Consider the following 17,870-nt stretch of genomic DNA (forward strand, 5'->3'; position numbering starts at 1 on the left):
CTGTTATGATACCGGCCTATGGACTTGTTTGCCGATCAAAACACGACGCTGGAAGCGATTCCCATCGACGATGGCGAACTGTATTTCTTGCCCCGGCTGCCGCTGGCGCAAGATGCGGTTACCGTCATGCAGCGCCTGATCGATGAAACAGCGTGGCGCGCGGAATCCATCACGCTGTATGGCAAAACCATGCTGCAACCCCGTCTCAGTGCATGGCATGGCGATCCGGATGCCCGCTACACGTATTCGGGCACGACATTTGAACCGCAGCCATTCACGCCGCTGCAACTGGACATCAAACAGGCGGTGGAAGCGGCGACCGGCCTGGCCTTCAACAGCGTATTGCTCAACTATTACCGCAATGAGCAAGACAGCATGGGTTTCCACAGCGATGACGAACGGGAACTGGGCCGCAATCCCGCCATTGCATCCGTGAGCTTTGGCGATCCGCGCACATTTATCCTCAAACACAAGACTATGCCCAAGACCGTGAAGATCGCGCTGGGCAATGGCAGCCTGCTGTTAATGGCTGGCGCGCTGCAGCACCATTGGCGGCATGGCATCAACAAGGAAAAGACGCAGCGCGGCGCGCGCATCAGCCTGACCTTCCGCAAGATTGTTATCTAGCAGGCATCTTAAGCCTATCTTAAGCGAAAATCCGCCATCTTGTGGCGATCCCCTTCGTTTCAATAGCGATTACAACTCGTGACAATTCTTACGGAATTCCTAACGACGTAGGCAAATTCTCAATGCTATCTTGCCTACATCGCGATTCCGTGAAATTGCGATCCCAAGCAAACTTAACCTGCGAAAGATCGAACAAATGAAAAAAATCCTGACCGCCCTGATTGTTTCCGCTACCGCCTTTGGTGGTGTTTCCGCTGCTTATGCTGCTGACGAAGTGGGTCCTTACGCCGGTGTTGGCGTGGTTTCCAGCAAGCACAAGTACAGCCTGTCGAACGACACCAGCAATGGTGACCGCAGCAGCACGGAATGGTCCGGCAAGATTTTTGGCGGCTACCAGTTAAACAAGAATCTTGCCGTGGAAGGTGGCTATACGGACTTCGGCAGCTCTGACTACAACTACACGGTAGGCGGCGCCAACGGCCACGTCGACAGCAAGTCGCATGCGTTCTACCTGGCCGGCAAGGGCAGTGTACCGATTAACCAGCAACTGTCCGTGTTCGGCAAACTGGGTGTCGCGTACAACAAGAATGAAGTGCACGGCACGGGCCTGGCAACGCCATACGTGACGGGCGACAATAACCGCACGAACCTGTATGCGTCGGTCGGCGGAGAATATGCGCTGAATGAAAAAGTGTCGCTGTCGCTTGAATATGAGCACTACGGCAAAAACGGCATCGACCAGGGCCGCAAGAAAGGCGCCGTCTCGCTGGGCGCGCGCTACAACTTCTAACGCAGCAATATTGCAAATTCATTTGGTGCCTGGCACCAAAGGGATTTGCAACATAAAAAATGGCGCCTTCGTGGCGCCATTGTTGCTTTTACGCTCGGTGCCTGGCACCAAATTGCCGGCAGTTATGTTCCTGGGCACGCAGTCTTTTGCAGCGGAAAATCAATGCCCTTGGCTTTCCCCTTCATGGTCCCTTCGATACGCGCATGCAACTGGTCGCCATCGCGCTTGTAGATAATCCGCTGGGGGAAGTCATGCTGCGGATTTTCAAACACCACATGCTGGCCTTCCAGGCTGGCCAATTTAAAAGCCGCTTCTGGCTGGTTGTGCGGTTTCGCCACATAGGCCAATTTGCCGTCCACATCGCGGATATGCAGCGCTTCCCACCCAACCGTCTTGCCGTTTTTCACGGTGCGGCTCATGCCCATCAACGTACCGCCGGCCGGCGCCATCCACTGCTCGCCGGAACCCGCTTCGCCACCGGCAGCGGCCCAGCAGCCAGACATCCAGCCCAGTTTATCCGCCGTCACATCCTGCGCCATGGCGGCGCCGCACGCCACCATCGATACCACCGCAATCATTGCACGCATGTTTTCTCCAATAAAAAATGGGACCGTGTACCGGTCCCATTTTACTGAGCATTACGTCGTCAGTGGCTTGTAGCGGATACGCTTCGGTTTCGCCCCTTCTTCACCCAAACGCTTCTTCTTGTCCGCTTCGTATTCCTGGTAGTTACCAGCGAAGAACGTGACTTGCGAATCGCCTTCAAACGCGAGGATGTGCGTTGCGATACGGTCCAGGAACCAGCGGTCGTGGGAGATCACCATCACGGAACCAGCGAATTCCAGCAGCGCATCTTCCAGCGCACGCAGGGTTTCCACGTCCAGGTCATTCGATGGTTCGTCCAACAGCAGGACATTGCCGCCCATCAGCAGGGTTTTCGCCAGGTGCAGGCGGCCGCGCTCACCACCGGACAGGTTGCCGACGATCTTTTGCTGGTCCGAACCCTTGAAGTTGAAGCGGCCCACATAGGCGCGCGACGGCATTTCAAAGCGGCCCACGGACAGGATGTCAGCGCCACCGGAAACTGCTTCAAACACGGTCTTGTCGTTGTCCAGCTTGTCGCGGCTCTGGTCCACCAGAGAAATCTTCGCGGTTTTACCGATCACGACTTCGCCGCTGTCCGGCTGCTCGATACCGGCAATCATCTTGAACAGCGTCGACTTACCGGCGCCGTTCGGGCCGATGATGCCGACGATGGCGCCAGGCGGGATGATGAACGACAGGTTGTCGATCAGCAGGCGGTCGCCAAACGATTTCGACACATTCTTGAATTCAATGACGTCATTGCCCAGACGCTCAGCCACAGGAATAAAGATTTCCTGCGTTTCGTTGCGTTTCTGGTATTCGTATTCGCTCAGCTCATTGAAGCGGGCCATACGGGCTTTCGACTTGGCCTGGCGTGCCTTTGGATTCTGGCGCGACCATTCCAATTCTTTTTGCAGCGCTTTCTGGCGTGCCGATTCCGTGGCTTCTTCCTGCTTCAGGCGTTCCTGCTTCTGGTCCAGCCAGGACGAGTAATTGCCTTTCCATGGAATGCCGTGGCCACGGTCCAGTTCCAGGATCCATTCCGCCGCGTTGTCCAGGAAGTAGCGGTCGTGGGTGATGCCGACCACGGTGCCCGGGAAGCGCACGAGGAATTGTTCCAGCCACTCGACGGATTCCGCATCCAGGTGGTTGGTGGGTTCGTCGAGCAGCAGCATGTCTGGCTTGGACAGCAACAGTTTGCACAGCGCCACGCGGCGCTTTTCACCACCGGACAGCACGCCGATTTTTTGTTCCCATGGCGGCAGGCGCAGCGCGTCGGCCGCCATTTCCAGTTGCAGGTTCAAGTTGCCGCCGTCGGCTGCGGCAATGATGGATTCCAGGCGTTCCTGTTCCTTGGCCAGCGCGTCGAAGTCCGCATCCGGCTCGGCATAAGCGGCGTAGACGGCTTCCAGTTGCGCTTGTGCGCTGAAGGCTTCACCCAGGCCGGATTCCACTTCCTGGCGCACGGTTTTTTCCGGATCCAGTTGCGGTTCTTGCGGCAGGTAGCCAATGTTCAGGCCAGGCATCGGGCGCGCTTCGCCCTGGATGTCCGTATCAATGCCGGCCATAATTTTCAGCAAGGTCGATTTACCGGAGCCGTTCAGGCCCAGCACGCCGATTTTCGCGCCCGGGAAAAAGGACAGCGAGATATCTTTAAGGATCTGGCGCTTGGGCGGGACAATTTTGCCCACGCGGTTCATGGTATAGACGTAATTTGCCATTAGGAAAGTCTCGTGAAAGTATTACTAAAGAAGGTCAACAGCATACGACAAACGGGACTGAAAATGTAGGGCGGCTTTGTAAAACCGGCCCTACCTCCGACGCGCGATCCACCAGCCCTCCAGCATATATACCACCAGCGCCGACCAGATCACGATAAAGCCTGCCAGCCGCTCCGGCGAAAACGCTTCGCCAAAGAACCACAGGCCCAGCAGCATTTGCATGGTGGGCGACAGGTATTGCAGCATGCCCAGCACAGACATCGGGATGCGGCGCGCACCGGCCGCAAACAGCAGCAGTGGAATGGCGGTGATCGGACCGGCCGCCGCCAGCAGCCAGCGCGTGCTGGCCGGCGAATTGACGAACGTGTTTTCACCGTGCAGCGACAGCCAGCCCACATACGCCACCGCCAGCGGGAACAGGATGATGGTCTCGAACGACAAGCCTTCCAGCGCCGCCAGCGCGGCTGTCTTGCGCAGCAAGCCATAGCCGCCAAACGTCAGCCCCAGTATCAGCGCAATGTATGGCGGCTTGCCCGCCTGCCATGTCAGCCACGCGACACCCACCGCGGCAAGGCCGACTGCCACCCACTGTCCGCGGCGCAGCTTTTCTTTTAAAAACACGAGGCCGAATAAGACATTGATGAGAGGATTGATGAAATAACCGAGGCTGGCATCGATGACGTGGCCATTTTTCACGGCCCAGATATAGAAAAACCAGTTGGCCGTCAGGAGCAGTGCGCTGGCAATGAAACTTGCCACGACTTTTGGCTTTTTCAGCACGTCCGGCAGCCAGCGCCACTGGCTGCGGGCTGTCAGGACGATACCGAGGAATACCAGCGACCACAGCATGCGGTGCGCAAGGATTTCCATGGGCGGCACGGGGCCGATGGCGTGGAAATACAGGGGAAACAAGCCCCAGCAAAAGAAAGCAAGGGCGGCGTACAGAATGCCTGGATTCATGAGTCAGACCTTTAAGCGCAACGGATGGCTGCGCGGAAACTTCGGGCGGTCTGCCATTATCCCGGAAATCGTATAACACCGCTGAGAGCGGTAAAATCCGTTATTCAAACGGTAAAACGGGACTTGCAAATTGACTATAGTTAACCTATTGTGCAACGCACCAAAACAACTTCAGGTGCAATCTTGACCGCGGAACATAAGAAGAGCAGCTTAGTCGCGCTGACCCTGGCTGCCGTCGGCATCGTCTATGGCGACATTGGCACCAGTCCCCTGTATACGCTGAAAACCATTTTCGACCCGGAACACGGGCTCGTTCTCAATCCCGCCAATTTGACCGGCGTTGTGTCCCTGATTTTCTGGGGCTTGACGATGATCGTGTCACTCAAATACGTCACCTTGGTGCTGCGCGCGGATAACCGCGGCGAGGGCGGCGTGATGGCGCTGATGGCGCTGGCGCTCAATTCCGTCAGCAAGCGCTCCGGTTGGCATGGCCCGCTGCTGCTATTGGGCGTGTTTGGCGCCACGATGTTTTATGGCGACAGCGTGGTGACGCCGGCGATTTCCGTGCTGTCCGCCATCGAAGGGCTGGAAGTGGTGACGCCGGCCTTTAAACCCTATGTTGTGCCGCTGACGATCATCGTGCTGGTGTCGCTGTATGCGCTGCAGCAGCATGGCACGGCTGGTATCGGACGCTGGTTCGGTCCTGTCATGGTGGTCTGGTTTGCTTCACTGGCTGTCATGGGCGTCCTCAATATCATGAAGGCGCCGCAAATCCTGTCGGCACTGAATCCGTGGCATGCGCTGGTCTTCATGCTGAACAATAAATATGCGGGCTTCGTGGCGCTGGGCGCCGTCGTGCTGGCATTTACCGGCGCCGAAGCGCTATACGCGGACATGGGCCACTTCGGCAAGAAACCGATCCGCATGGCGTGGTTCCTCGTGACGTTCCCCGCGCTGGCGCTGAATTATCTGGGCCAGGGGGCGCTGCTGATCGCCACGCCGGCAGCGATTTCCAATCCTTTCTTCCAGCAACTGGGCAGCTGGAGCGTGATTCCGCTGGTCGTGTTGTCTACCATGGCCACTGTGATTGCATCGCAGGCGACGATTTCCGGCACGTTCTCGATGACGCGCCAGGCCATTGCACTGGGCTTGCTGCCCCGTATGCGCGTGCTGCACACGTCGGCCACGGAAATGGGCCAGGTCTATATCCCCGCCGTTAACTGGCTGCAGCTGGGCGTGGTGCTGATCGCCGTGCTGGGCTTTGGTTCATCGGAAAACCTGGCGGCTGCCTATGGCATCGCCGTGACGGCCACCATGCTGTCGACCACGATCCTGACGTTCTTCGTGACCCGCTACCGCTGGCACTTGCCGCTGCTGGTGTGTTTCAGCGCCACCGGCTTCTTCATCTTCATCGACATCATGCTGTTCTCGGCTTCCACCTTGAAGCTGCTGCACGGCGGCTGGTTCCCGCTGCTGCTGGGTTCCGTGCTGTTGACGATCATGCTGACGTGGCGCACGGGCCGCGAACTGGTATTCCAGAACCTGGAAAAGCACGCGATTCCGCTCGATGCATTCCTGGAATCGCTGTTCATGGCGCCGCCCACCCGCGTGTATGGCACGGCGATTTTCCTGCGCGGCGAAAGCGACGGCGTGCCGCACGCGCTGCTGCACAACCTGTCGCACAACAAGGTGCTGCATGAACGGGTGGTGTTCATCACGGTCTACATCGTGGAAGAACCATGGGTGCCCGCTGCCGAGCAAGTCAAGATCACGGAACTGGGCCACCAGTGCTACCAGGTCAATGTGCATTACGGTTTCAAGGATGAACCAGACATTCCGAATGTGCTGAAACTGTGCGGCGCGCACGGGCTGGAATTCGACATGATGGAAACGTCGTTCTTCATCGCCCGCCAGACGGTGATTTCCACGCCGGGTTCCGGCATGGTGTCGTGGCGCGAGCATTTGTTTGTCGCCATGTCGCGCAATGCCCGTGCGGCGGCCGACTATTACCAGATTCCGCCGAACCGGGTCATTGAACTGGGTACCCAGGTGGAAATCTGATCTTCAAATTTGTAACGGCAGCCTACATCCGGCGAAGGGCAGGCGGCAGTCTGCTACACTGCTGCCCTGGCCGGATCGGCATGTCTACTATTGCAAAAAAGGGTGTTATGAAATCGATGTTCTTGAAATTCGTACCGCTGTTCTGCGCGCTGACGCTGACGGCGTGCGGCGGCGGCGCCAAGAAAACCACGACGGTGGAAATCCCTGCCCAACCGGCCCCTCCTTACAAGACCAACCTCATAGAAGGCAAGGGCGACACCGTGGTGGCAGGCGACCTGGCCACCGTCAACTACACGGGTTACCTGTACGACAGCACCAAGCCAAATTCCCGTGGCACCGAGTTTGAAAAGGGGACCCGCAGCTTCGCTCCTGGCACCGGCGCCGTGCTGCCAGGTACCAATTATTCGCTGTTGGGCTGGGACCAGGAAGTGCCGGGCATGAGAGTGGGAGGCAAAGCCAATCTGGTCCTGCCATATAACCTCGCGTACGGCGTGCATGAATACACCAGCCCGACCGGCATCAAAGTGCCGGTCTATACGCCGGTCGTGTTTGAAGTGGAAGTGGTATCGGTGAAGAAGGCGTCGCCATCGGCCGCAGTGACGATCGCCGACATCACGGTGGGTACCGGCGCAGCTGTCGAGTACAGCAAGACGTACGCCGCCAAATATACGGGCTGGCTGTATGACTCCAGCAAAGCGGGTTGCAGCGCTACCCAACTGGATGCCGCCAAGGATTGCAAGGGTGCGCAATTCGATACCAACACCAGCGGCACCTTTACCTTTTCGTTGAATGGCGGCCTGATCAAGGGTTGGGACCGGGGCGTCCTGGGCATGAAAGTCGGTGGCAAGCGCACTGTGGTTATTCCGCCAGAACTGGGCTATGGCAGCACGCCGCAGACCAAGACGGAAAATGGCGTCACCACCACCACGATTCCGGCCAACTCCACCCTGGTGTTTGAGATCGAGCTGGTGAGCGTGAAGTAAATCCAGCTTGCTGAGAAAAATCCCCGCTTGCGTGTGCAGCGGGGATTTTTTTCGCCTGGGCTATCCGCGCAATGCTGCAGCAGGCGATAGCCGTAACGCAGCAATCGTATGGCGCGCGGTAGCCATCAGCGCCACCAGCACCGCCAGCATCAGCGCACCCGCCAGCGGCCACCACCCCATCGGCGCCTGTTCCACGTAGGCTGCCAGGTAGTGCTGCATGGCCAGCGCCGCCAACGGCAGGCCCAGCACGGCGCCAGCGCCGATCAAGACTGCGAACTCGCGCGCCACCAGGCGTGCAATGGCTGCCTTGCCGGCGCCATGCAGCTTGCGCAGTACGATTTCCTTGCGGCTGCGCTGAACGCTATAAGCCGACAGCACGTAAATGCCGCATGCCGCCAGCATGACAGCGATCAGGCTGGCCGACGCCATCATGCGGGCCAGCCGCGCATCTTCCTCATATGCCAGGCCGAACATGCTGGCGGCGCTGCGCAATTCCAGGTCCTGGTCGGGGAAATAGCGCTGCCACAGCGGCAGGATGGCCTGGCTGACGGCGGCCATATCGCCGTCCGCACGCAGGCTGGCAACGGCGCCGCCGCGCGCCGTGTATGCCAGTGGCTGTGCGTGCTGGCGCAGGCTTTGATAGCGCACTTCCGGCGCAATGCCCACGATCGTGAACTCGCCAAGCCGCTGCCCGACCGCGTCTTGCGGCGCAGTGAAACCCAGCGCCAGTGCTGCCGCCACGTTCAGCACGACGTTGCGGCTGTCCGGCGGATCCTGTTCTTTGTCGAACAGGCGGCCATACAGCGGCTTCAAGCCATAGACGGCGAAAAATTCCGGGCTGACGGTGCGCAGTTCCACGCGCACCGATGCGCCATGGCGGTCGCGCATCACGCCGGTCATCATGTTGTCGTCGCGCCCCACGGCTTCGGACATGGTGTTCACGCCACGGATACCAGGCAGGCGCGCTACCGCATCGAGGAAGTCTTTTGCGGCAGGTTGGCCGCTACCGGTGGGCAGATCCAGCACCAGCAAGCCATCAGGATCGAAGCCACGGTCCGCGTGGCTGGCGTAACTGGTTTGCCATGCGATGGCCAGCGTGGTTGCCGCCAGCGCCATGGCGGCGCCGAATTGCAGTACCGTCAGCGCGCGGCGCAGCCACAGGCCCGTTGCCGTTTCGCTGTCGCCCCGTCCCGCCAATGCGGCAGCGGCGCGTACGCGCAGGGCGATCCAGGCCGGATAGACGCCAGCGCACAGTCCCACCAGTACACCCAGCGCCAGGGCTGCCGCGCAATTGGCGGGCGACAGCAGGCCGTCCAGCTTGCGGTCCACCAGCGCGGCAAACGCAGGGAGGCAAAGCCACACCAGCACCAGGCCGGCCACAGTTGCCAGCAGCGCCACCAGCGACGATTCAGCCAGGAATTGCATCACCAGCCGCGCCGGGCTGGCGCCCAGCAGCTTGCGCATGGCGATTTCGCGCTGGCGCCGCAATGTGCGCACGGTAGCCAGGTTGACATAGTTGGCGGCTGCCAGCAGCAGGATCAGTACCGCCACCGCCGCCAGCGCCAAGACGCTGTTGCGGTTGCCATAGCGGCTGCCGTAGCGGCCGGCCGCCAGTTCGGCGTCGAAGTACACGTCCGGCAGTGCGGCTAGCGCAATATCGGTCACATTGCGGCCATTGAGGTTTTGTCCCAGCGGGCCATTGCGCACTGCGATTTCGCTCGGGTGGCTGTTGACGAACGATTGCAGCTGCTGCGCCAGCCTGCCCGGATCGGCGCCTGGTTTCAGGCGCAGGTAAATGGAACCACGGCGGCGCAGGTTGGTGCTGTAATCGGCGCGGTCCGGCCAGGCGCTGCTGGCCGTTCCCGCAAGGGCCTGGTAAGGCATCGTGCTGTTGGCGGGAGCATCCGCCACCACGGCCAATACTTGCAGCGCCGTGTCGTTGAGCATGACGCTGCGGCCCAGCACGGTCTCGCCGCCGAGCATTTTGCGCGCCAGTTCCTGCGTCAGCGCCAGGCCATCCGGCCGGGTTAGCGCGGCCTTTAAATCGCCTTGCAGCGCGCGCAAGCCCAGCATCCCGATGGCAGCGGGATCGGCCACACCGAGTTGCGCCTTGTAGCGCTGGCGGTCTACCTTCAATTGCACGTCCAGCTCGCGCAGGATGGTGGCCTGCTCCACCATGCCGGTCGCCAGCGCCGCGTCGCGCAGCGGCAGCCCGGCATGAATCGCCCATTCAGGACGGGGAAACACGTTGATGCGCTGCTTGACGGCATACACCCGCGCCGCATCCGGCACGTGGCTGTTGTAGCTGAGGCAGTAGCGCACAAAGCCCAGCAGCAGGAAGCAGGTGGCCAGCCCCACGGCCAGCCCGGCAATGGAGACGAGGGAATAGGCGCGCTCTTGCCACAGCATGCGCCAGCCGATACGAAAATCACGCAATGTCATGATGGATTCCAAGGTGAGGATGCCCGGCCTGAAGGCCCGGCCCCCTTTTATGTACGTAACGCCAGCGCCGGCGGCAGGCGCAGCGCGGCCAGTGTGTGGCGGATAGTGGCGGCCAGCGACACGGCTGCGACAGCGCCCAGCGCCGCCAGCAAGGTCCAGCCGCCAATTGGCGCGCGCTCGGCAAATGGGGCCAGATAAGTCTGGATCGCCAGCGCGGCAGCCGGAAGGCCCAGCAGCGCCGCACAACCCAGCATCCACGCGAACTCCCTGCCCAGCAGGCGGGCAATGGCGCCGCCACGCGCGCCATGCAGCTTGCGCAGCACGATTTCACGGGCGCGGCGCTGCACGGTGTAAGCGGACAGCACATAGATGCCGAACGCCGACAGCAGCAGCGCCGTGGCGCTGGCCACTGCCAGCAGTCCGGCCAGGCGTGCATCGTCTGCATAGTTTTCCGTGTAATAGCTGCCGGCGCGGCGGATGTCCGGCAAATTGTCCGGGAAGTATTGCCGCCACAGCGCGTCTGCCGCGCGTTCCAGGTCCGCCATATCGCCACGGTAGCGTACAGTGAGGACGGAGGCGTTCAGGCTGTTGCGGTAAATGACCGGCGTGGCCTGCTCGCGCAGCGACTGGTAGCGCAAGTCCGGCACGATGCCCACCACCACTGGCTGCACGGCGCCTTTGCCTTTCATGACTTGCACTGTCTGTCCCACCGCCTCTTGTGGCGTGGCATAGCCCAGCGCTTTGGCAGCGGCTGCGTTCAGCACCACGGAGCCATCGTTGGTTTCCTGTTCGCGCTGCGGATCGAACAGGCGTCCGGCCAGCGCCTGCACGCCATAGACGTGGAAAAAGTTGGGCGAGACCATGCGCTCCTGCATGGCGGCGGAATGGCCATCGGGGCGCTGTACCGGATTGTTCAGGCCAAGATAAAAGCGTCCGGCCGGCGCCGGCGAAATGGCGACGCCCTCCACACCTGACACGCGCTGCAGCGCGTCGCGCAACTGGCGCGCCGCCTGGCCCTCCCACATCTGCGTGGGCAAGTCCAGTACCAGCAGCGGACGCGGATCAAAGCCTGGTTCCGCCGCGCTGGCATAGCGCGTCTGCCACGCGACCGCCAGGGTGGTGGCGGTCAGGCCCATGGCGGCCGTCATTTGCAGTACGGTGACCGTGCGGCGCAGCCACGCGGTACTGTGGGTTTCCTGGCCGCCGCGTCCTTCCAGCGCATGGGCAGGGCGCACGTGCAGTGCGACCCAGGCCGGATACAGGCCCGCCAGCACACCGGTGGCGGCGCCGATGGCCAACGCCGCCAGCACGGTCCCGATACCGGCTGCAGCAGCCAGCGGGCGGTTCAGCAGCTGCGAACAGGCAGGCAGCAGCAGCCACGCCAGCAGCAGGCCGGCCGTCGTCGCCAGCAGCGCCACCAGCATGGATTCCGCCAGCAGCAGGCCGGCCACACGGGCGCGCCCTGCGCCGAGCAGCTTGCGCAGCGCGATTTCAGGACGGCGGCGCATGACACGCACAGTCGCCAGGTTCACGTAGTTGATGGTAGCCAGCAGCAAGATCAACCCTGCAATGGCGCCGACGCCCATCACCAGCGCCGGATTGCCATGGCGGCCCTGCACATCCTTGCTGGCGAGGTCCCGGTCGAAATACCAGCCGCGCAGCGGTGTCAGGCCCAGGTGCATGGCGCCTGCTTTGCTTTGGGCGAGGCGGGGCGCCTGGTCCAGCGCATGCTGCAGCGCCTGCAGCATGGCTTGCGGCGTGGCGCCGGGCGCCAGCCGCACGTACAGCAGCGTGACGATGCCGCCCCAGTTGCGTTCCCATGACTTGCGCTGTTCGTCTTGTATCAGGCGGCTGCCGAGACCGAACAGGGCCTGGTATTTCAGGCTGGAGGCGGCAGGGGGATCGGGCACGACGGCCGCCACGTTAAAACTGATGTTTTCCAAGGTGAGTGGTTTGCCGATCGCGCTGCCGGTGTTGCCGAACAGCCGGCGCGCCACGCTTTCCGTCAGTGCGACAGCATCCGGCCGCTCCAGCGCGGCCTGCAAGTCGCCTTGCACGGCGTACAAGCCCAGTACCTTGGGCATGCCGGTACTGAAAACGTTGATGTCCAGTTCCGTGAGGCTGGCGCCCTGGCGCAATGTCACGCCGCCAGTCAGGGCCACGGCGGCGGCTTCCGCCAGGCCGCTGCGTTCGGCCACGCCCAGCAGGCCGAATGGCGAGCGCTCATACCAGCCGCCGACGGATGGCGACTCGATCCGGGTTTTCGCCACGTACACGCGGTCCGCTTGCGGCACATGGCTCTCGTAGCTGTAGCTGAAGCGCACATACGCCAGCAGCAGGAAGCAGGCGGCCAGGCCCGCAGCCAAGCCGATGATGGTGACGGCTGAATAGGCGCGCTCCTGCAGCAGCAGGCGCCAGCCGATGCGAAAGTCGCGCAGCATCATGCGGCGCGCAGCGCATCGACCATGATGCGGCCATCGAGCAGGTTGATGGTGCGCGATGCCTGTGCCGCATGGGCCGGCGAGTGCGTCACCATGACGACCGTGGTGCCTTCGGCGTTGATGGTGCGCAGCAGGCGCATGACTTCATCGCCGTGCGCCGTATCCAGGTTACCGGTCGGTTCGTCGGCCAGCAGCACGGCCGGCCCTGCCACCAGCGCGCGGGCAATGGCCACGCGCTGCTGCTGGCCGCCGGACAGCTGGGACGGGCGGTGTCCTGCGCGATGCAGCACGCCCAGCTTGTTCAGCATGGCCGTCACCTTGGCTTCGCGCTCGCGCGACGGCATGCCGGTATATTCCAGCGCCAGTTCCACGTTCTCAAAGACGCTCAATTCTTCGATCAGGTTGAAGCTCTGGAAAATGAAACCAATGCGGCCGCGCCGCAATGCATTGAGTTTGGCTTCGCTCCACCCCGCCACGTTGGTGCCATCGAACCAGTATTCGCCGCTGCTGGGCACGTCGAGCAGGCCGAGGAGGCTGAGCAGCGTGGACTTGCCGCAGCCGGACGGACCGGTGATGGCGACATATTCGCCGGCGTCGATTTCCAGGTCGATGCGGTCCAGCGCCGTAGTCTGGACTTCGCCTGCCTGATGGATTTTGCTGACACAAGAGAGCTTGAGCATGAAGGATTCCTTTTGTTTGGTGGAGAGCTTACTTGGAAATTTGCAGCTTGAGTGCTTTGCCGTAGGCGGTGTAGCTGGATACGATGACGGTTTCGCCCCGTGCCAGCCCGCCCAGCACTTCGATCTGGCTGTTGTTGCGGCGGCCGGTGCGGATGTCGCGCCGTTCGGCGGTGGCGCCGCCTGGCGACAGTACGAAGACCCAGGCGCCGCCGCTGTCATTGATGTAGGCGCCGTTGGGCAGCAGCAGCGCGGGCGCCGGTTCGCCCAGCGCGATGCGCGCGTCCAGGCTCTGGCCGGGGCTGAGCTGTTCCGGCGCCGCGCCGGTGAAGACCAGTTCCACAGTGAAGCGGCCGTCCTTGATTTGCGGGTACACAGTGGCCACGTCGACTGCATAGCTGTGGCCATCGTGCTGTACCACGCCGTGACGCCCGGCCGCCACGCGCTTCAGGTAAAACTCGTCGACTTCCGCTGTCAGCTTGAAGTGGTCGGGATCGTCGATGCGGCCCACGTGCTTGCCATTGGTGATCGATTCGCCCACCTGTAAATGGAAATCCGTCAAACGGCCGGCAGTGGGAGCGCGCACGGCCAATGCGTCGACCGTGGCGCTGACCAGTTTCAGGCCCGATTTCAAGCCATCGAGCGCGTTTTGCAGCTGGGTCAGCGCATGTTCGCGCACGCGGCCTTCCGTACTGTCGCTTTGCCGCGCCTGTGCCAGCGCGCGCTGCTGGCGCTCCAGCTTGTCCTGCGATTCTTCCAGCGCGGCGGCCGACACATAGCCTTGTGCAGCCAGGCGCGCATTGCGCTCGTGCTGCTTGCGCGTTTGCTCGAGCTGGAAAACAAGGTCGTCGATGCGGCGTTCACGGTCGCTGCGGCTGGCTTCCTGCGCCACGCGCAAGTTGGACAGGTTGGAAATCTGTTGCGCGTGTTCGGCCTGCCGCGCCAGCAATTCCAGGTTGCGCTGCGGGTTGGCGATACGGAACAGCAGTTGTCCCTGCTGCACACGGTCGCCGTCGCGCGCAAACACTTCTTCGATGCGGCCCGATTCCACTGAATCGAGCATCACGGAGCGCAGCGGTACGGTGCTGGCGCGCACCACGATGTCGTCGCGGTAAACGCCCTGTTCGACAGTGGCGGTGCGCAGGTCGCCGGCCGGGACTTGCAGGCCGCGCGGCATCCAGTGCCACAGTGCAGCGGCGGCCGCCGCGATGGCGGCCACGGTGGCGCAAGCCACGATGATTTTCTTGCCGCGCCGTTTGGGCACGATGGTATCCATGGCGGCGCCGGTGGCGGGTTTGGGCTGGAATGAGTTCATGCAGGCTGTATTGCAAGCGCTGTGCCACCCCGTTTTTACGGAATATTTGCCTGCTGTTGTCCGCATCCGGACAGCAGCGGGTGTCCGCTTCCGGACAGTGTGAAAAAGCCTGTCCGTGGGCGCAAAAGGTGCTGCTAGAATGCGCTCCATGCCTGATTCCACTGCACATATCCTGATCCTGGACGACGACGCCGACGTGGCCTGCGCCGCGCAATTGCTGCTGCGCCGCCGCTACGGCAAAGTCGCCGCGCTGAACGACCCGGCCCAGTTGCCGCGCTACCTGCAGCAGGGGGCGCCGGACGTGGTGCTGCTGGATTTGAATTTCACGCCGGGCCGTATTGATGGCGGCGAAGGGCTGGCGCTGCTGGACTTGCTGCGCGTGCAGCCGCAGCCGCCCTTTGTCATCGCATTGACCGCCTATGCCGACGTGCCGCTGGCGGTGGAAGCGCTCAAGCGCGGCGCGTGCGACTTCATCACCAAGCCGTGGGATAACGCACGCCTGGTGGCGGCCGTGGATGCAGCGCTGGCGCGGCGTACCGCGCCGCGTACCGCAGCAGCAGGCGCCACTGCCGCGCTGATGGGCGACTCGCCTGCCATACGCGCAGTGAAAACCATGATTGCCAGCGTGGGGCCGACCGATGCCAACGTCATGGTGCTGGGCGAAAACGGCGTGGGCAAGGAACTGGTGGCGCGCGCCATCCATGCGGCTTCGCGCCGTGCGGACGGTACGTGTCTGGCGGTGGATATGGGGGCGTTGCCTGAGTCGACTTTTGAAAGCGAGCTGTTTGGCCATCGCAAGGGATCGTTCACCGATGCGAAAGCCGACCGCGCCGGACGTTTCCAGGCCGCCAGCGGCGGCACGCTGTTCCTCGATGAAATCGGCAATATGCCGCTGGCTGCACAAGCCAAGCTGTTGACAGTGCTGGAGCGGCGCGAAGTGACGCCGATTGGCGCGGACAAGCCGGAAGCCATCGACGTGCGCATCGTCAGCGCCACCAACCTCGATGAAATCAAGCTGTTCGATCCGGCCGTGTTCCGTCCGGACTTGCTGTTCCGCCTGAATACCATCGTGATCCGCGTGCCGCCGCTGCGCGAGCGGCGCGACGATATTCCAGGCTTGCTGCGCCATTACCTTGGCTGGTATGAGCGGCAGTACCAGCGCCCTGCGCGCGAGCTTGACGTGGCTGCGCAGGCGTGGCTGGTGCAATATGCGTGGCCGGGCAACGTGCGCGCGCTGCGCCACGCGTGCGAACGCGCGGTGATCCTGGGGACCAGTGCGCAGTATGTGCTGGCCGATTTCGGCTTGCCGGGCCTGGACGCCAGCGCCGGCCAGGCTAATCCGGCGGATTTGCCGCCATCGGCCGGCGCGGTTCATGAGGTTGATGCGGCCAATGCGGCAGGCCCGGTGGGGACGGGCAGCGCGGCCACGGCGCCGCCGCTGCGTATTGCGGGCGACGATTTGACGCTGAGTGCACTGGAACGCGATGCGATTGCTGCTGCGCTGGCTGCAGCCAATGGCAATATCAGCCAGGCGGCGCGTACGCTGGGCCTCAGCCGTGCCGCGCTATACCGCAAGCTGGGCAAGCATGGCATCTGACCGCCGCCGAGGCGTACTGGCAGCCGCCTGCGTGGCGGCGCTGATGGCATTGTCCGCTGCGGCAGCTTTGTTCATTCATTCTCCGCGCCTGCTGACGCTGTATGTTCTCGTGGCCATCCCCTGCGCTTGGACGCTGCGCCAATGCTGGAGGCCGCGCAGTGAACCCCAAAGCATGGCGCCTGCCGCGGAATTGACGCCGGACCGGCGCGCGTTGCTGGACGCTGCGCAAACCATGGAGGCGCGGCTGGAAAATGCGCCGATTGCACTGTTCCGCATCGCGCACGCGGTGGGTGGCGGCGAAGTCACGCCGCTCAACGCCAGCGCACGGCGCTTGCTGGCGCCGGGACGCGCCAGCGATCCGCATGAAATCGGGCGCTTGCTGGCGGCACAGGCCAGCGGCAGCCGCGCACTGGTCAGCTATGAAACAGAACGCGGTACGGAGCGCGCATTGGCAGCGGTCTCCGAGTTGACGGTGCAGGGCGATGCGCAGCGGCTGGCCGCACTGATGCCCGTGGAAAGCCAGCTGGAAGCCGAAGCGCTCAATGCATGGCGCCAGCTGGTGCAAGTGCTGACGCATGAAATCATGAATTCACTGACACCGGTGGCGTCGCTGTCCCGTACCGCGTGCGACTTGCTGGCGGAAGTGCAGGCTGAATTGCCGCCAGACGTCAATGCGGACCTGGGTACGGCGCTGGACGCCATTGCGCGCCGCGCCGCCAGCCTGGTGGAATTCGTGGCCAGCTACCGCAGCCTGTCCACCGTGCCGGCCGCGCAGCCGGAGCCGGTGGCGGTGCGCGATTTGTTTGCGCGCCTGTCGATGCTGATGGCGCCGCAGTGGCTGGCGCGCGGCGGCTGCGCGGAATTCACGGTGGAGCCGCAATCGCTGGAAGTCATGGCCGACCCCGGCCAGCTGGAGCAGGCGCTGATCAATTTACTGAAAAATGCCGCGGAAGCCACTGCCGACACACCGCAGCCGCATTTGCAGGTCAGCGCGCGCCTGAGCCGGGGCGGCCGCCTGCGCATCGAAGTGGCGGATAACGGCCATGGCGTGCCGGATGAAATGGCGGCGCATATTTTCACGCCATTCTTTTCATCGAAAAAGCAGGGACGCGGTATCGGCCTGGCGATGGTGCGGCACCTGGTGCACGCCAATGGCGGCATGGTGCGCTATGCCAGGCCGGTAGGGCAGGGCGCCCGCTTTGTGATGACGTTTTAACGCACCATTTCCACGTGCATGATGCCGTCTTCATCATACGGTTCGCTGACCGTCTTGAAGCCGAAGCTGCCGTAAAACTGTTCCAGGTATTGCTGCGCGCCGATGCGGCATGCATGGCCTGGATACAGTTCTTCCGCATAGGCGATGCCCTGTGCCAGCAGCTGGCGGCCAATGCCGGTACCGCGCGCAGCCTGCGTGGACAGCACGCGGCCCAGCGACATTTCCGTGTACTTCACGCCCGGCGCAATCACGCGCAGGCACGCGGCCAGTTCGCGCTTGCCGTCTTTCACCACCCACGCTGTCACGTGGTGCGCATCCTGGTCGTAATTGTCGATGTCCGGATACAGGCAATTCTGTTCCAGGACGAATACTTGCTGGCGGTGATACAGCACCTGGTACAGGTCCGCCACTGCCATGTCTTTAAACGCTTGCCGCTGCCATTCAATCATTCGGAA

14 protein-coding genes are annotated in these 17,870 nt (G+C 62.5%); 6 read left to right on the forward strand and 8 right to left on the reverse strand.

The window, feature by feature from the left end:
- The first annotated feature begins 18 nt into the window (after nucleotides 1-18).
- Together GM668_RS10435 and GM668_RS10440 are read left to right on the forward strand one after the other, a co-directional pair.
- Complete coding sequence (locus GM668_RS10435; RefSeq protein WP_155438895.1) at nucleotides 19-627, forward strand: alpha-ketoglutarate-dependent dioxygenase AlkB family protein; 609 nt, start codon at nucleotides 19-21, stop codon at nucleotides 625-627.
- A 196-nt stretch (nucleotides 628-823) separates the two neighbouring features.
- Entirely contained in the window at nucleotides 824-1,417 is a 594-nt protein-coding gene (locus GM668_RS10440; protein ID WP_155438896.1) for an outer membrane beta-barrel protein, read from the forward strand.
- A gap of 122 nt (nucleotides 1,418-1,539) precedes the next feature.
- On the opposite strand, the gene GM668_RS10445 is transcribed toward GM668_RS10440, so the two are convergent.
- The 3 genes from GM668_RS10445 to rarD all read right to left on the reverse strand — a co-directional run bounded on the left by GM668_RS10445 (nucleotide 1,540) and on the right by rarD (nucleotide 4,683).
- Nucleotides 1,540-2,004 (reverse strand): DUF6265 family protein, encoded by a 465-nt coding sequence (locus GM668_RS10445; RefSeq protein WP_155438897.1) that lies wholly within the window; start codon nucleotides 2,002-2,004, stop codon nucleotides 1,540-1,542.
- Between the two features lie 51 nt (nucleotides 2,005-2,055).
- Nucleotides 2,056-3,723, reverse strand: a complete 1,668-nt coding sequence (gene ettA / locus GM668_RS10450; protein WP_155438898.1) for an energy-dependent translational throttle protein EttA — start codon at nucleotides 3,721-3,723, stop codon at nucleotides 2,056-2,058.
- Between the two features lie 90 nt (nucleotides 3,724-3,813).
- On the reverse strand, nucleotides 3,814-4,683 hold the full coding sequence (gene rarD / locus GM668_RS10455; protein ID WP_155438899.1) for an EamA family transporter RarD: 870 nt from the start codon (nucleotides 4,681-4,683) through the stop codon (nucleotides 3,814-3,816).
- 183 nt (nucleotides 4,684-4,866) lie between these two features.
- On the opposite strand from rarD, the gene GM668_RS10460 reads away from it, so the two are divergent.
- Together GM668_RS10460 and GM668_RS31155 are read left to right on the forward strand one after the other, a co-directional pair.
- Nucleotides 4,867-6,744: a potassium transporter Kup gene (locus GM668_RS10460; protein ID WP_155438900.1), complete on the forward strand. Its 1,878-nt coding sequence runs from the start codon at nucleotides 4,867-4,869 to the stop codon at nucleotides 6,742-6,744.
- A 107-nt stretch (nucleotides 6,745-6,851) separates the two neighbouring features.
- Nucleotides 6,852-7,727, forward strand: a complete 876-nt coding sequence (locus GM668_RS31155) for an FKBP-type peptidyl-prolyl cis-trans isomerase (protein ID WP_170305584.1) — start codon at nucleotides 6,852-6,854, stop codon at nucleotides 7,725-7,727.
- Nucleotides 7,728-7,787: 60 nt separating this feature from the next.
- Here the strand turns inward: GM668_RS31155 and GM668_RS10470 are convergent, their stop codons facing one another.
- The 4 genes from GM668_RS10470 to GM668_RS10485 are packed head-to-tail and all read right to left on the reverse strand — an operon-like array spanning nucleotide 7,788 to nucleotide 14,602.
- Complete coding sequence (locus GM668_RS10470) at nucleotides 7,788-10,169, reverse strand: FtsX-like permease family protein (protein ID WP_155438902.1); 2,382 nt, start codon at nucleotides 10,167-10,169, stop codon at nucleotides 7,788-7,790.
- 47 nt (nucleotides 10,170-10,216) lie between these two features.
- The gene (locus tag GM668_RS10475; RefSeq protein ID WP_155438903.1) at nucleotides 10,217-12,613 is read right to left on the reverse strand and encodes an ABC transporter permease; all 2,397 of its coding nucleotides are present in this window, start codon (nucleotides 12,611-12,613) and stop codon (nucleotides 10,217-10,219) included.
- Nucleotides 12,610-13,290, reverse strand: coding sequence for an ABC transporter ATP-binding protein (locus GM668_RS10480; RefSeq protein WP_155438904.1), 681 nt, complete (start codon nucleotides 13,288-13,290; stop codon nucleotides 12,610-12,612). Before GM668_RS10480 ends, GM668_RS10475 begins: the two co-directional genes overlap by 4 nt.
- Before the next feature lie 28 nt (nucleotides 13,291-13,318).
- Nucleotides 13,319-14,602: an efflux RND transporter periplasmic adaptor subunit gene (locus tag GM668_RS10485; RefSeq protein WP_229499156.1), complete on the reverse strand. Its 1,284-nt coding sequence runs from the start codon at nucleotides 14,600-14,602 to the stop codon at nucleotides 13,319-13,321.
- 148 nt (nucleotides 14,603-14,750) lie between these two features.
- Between GM668_RS10485 and GM668_RS10490 the strand changes: the two genes are divergently transcribed.
- Nucleotides 14,751-16,199, forward strand: coding sequence for a sigma-54-dependent transcriptional regulator (locus GM668_RS10490; protein ID WP_155438905.1), 1,449 nt, complete (start codon nucleotides 14,751-14,753; stop codon nucleotides 16,197-16,199).
- Nucleotides 16,189-17,415, forward strand: a complete 1,227-nt coding sequence (locus tag GM668_RS10495; protein ID WP_155438906.1) for a sensor histidine kinase — start codon at nucleotides 16,189-16,191, stop codon at nucleotides 17,413-17,415. Before GM668_RS10490 ends, GM668_RS10495 begins: the two co-directional genes overlap by 11 nt.
- Here the strand turns inward: GM668_RS10495 and GM668_RS10500 are convergent.
- On the reverse strand, nucleotides 17,412-17,864 hold the full coding sequence (locus GM668_RS10500; RefSeq protein WP_155438907.1) for a GNAT family N-acetyltransferase: 453 nt from the start codon (nucleotides 17,862-17,864) through the stop codon (nucleotides 17,412-17,414). The two genes, GM668_RS10495 and GM668_RS10500, sit on opposite strands and share 4 nt — an antisense overlap.
- Nucleotides 17,865-17,870: the final 6 nt, after the last annotated feature.

The organism is Pseudoduganella ginsengisoli, from assembly GCF_009720865.1.
GTDB lineage: Bacteria > Pseudomonadota > Gammaproteobacteria > Burkholderiales > Burkholderiaceae_D > Rugamonas > Rugamonas ginsengisoli.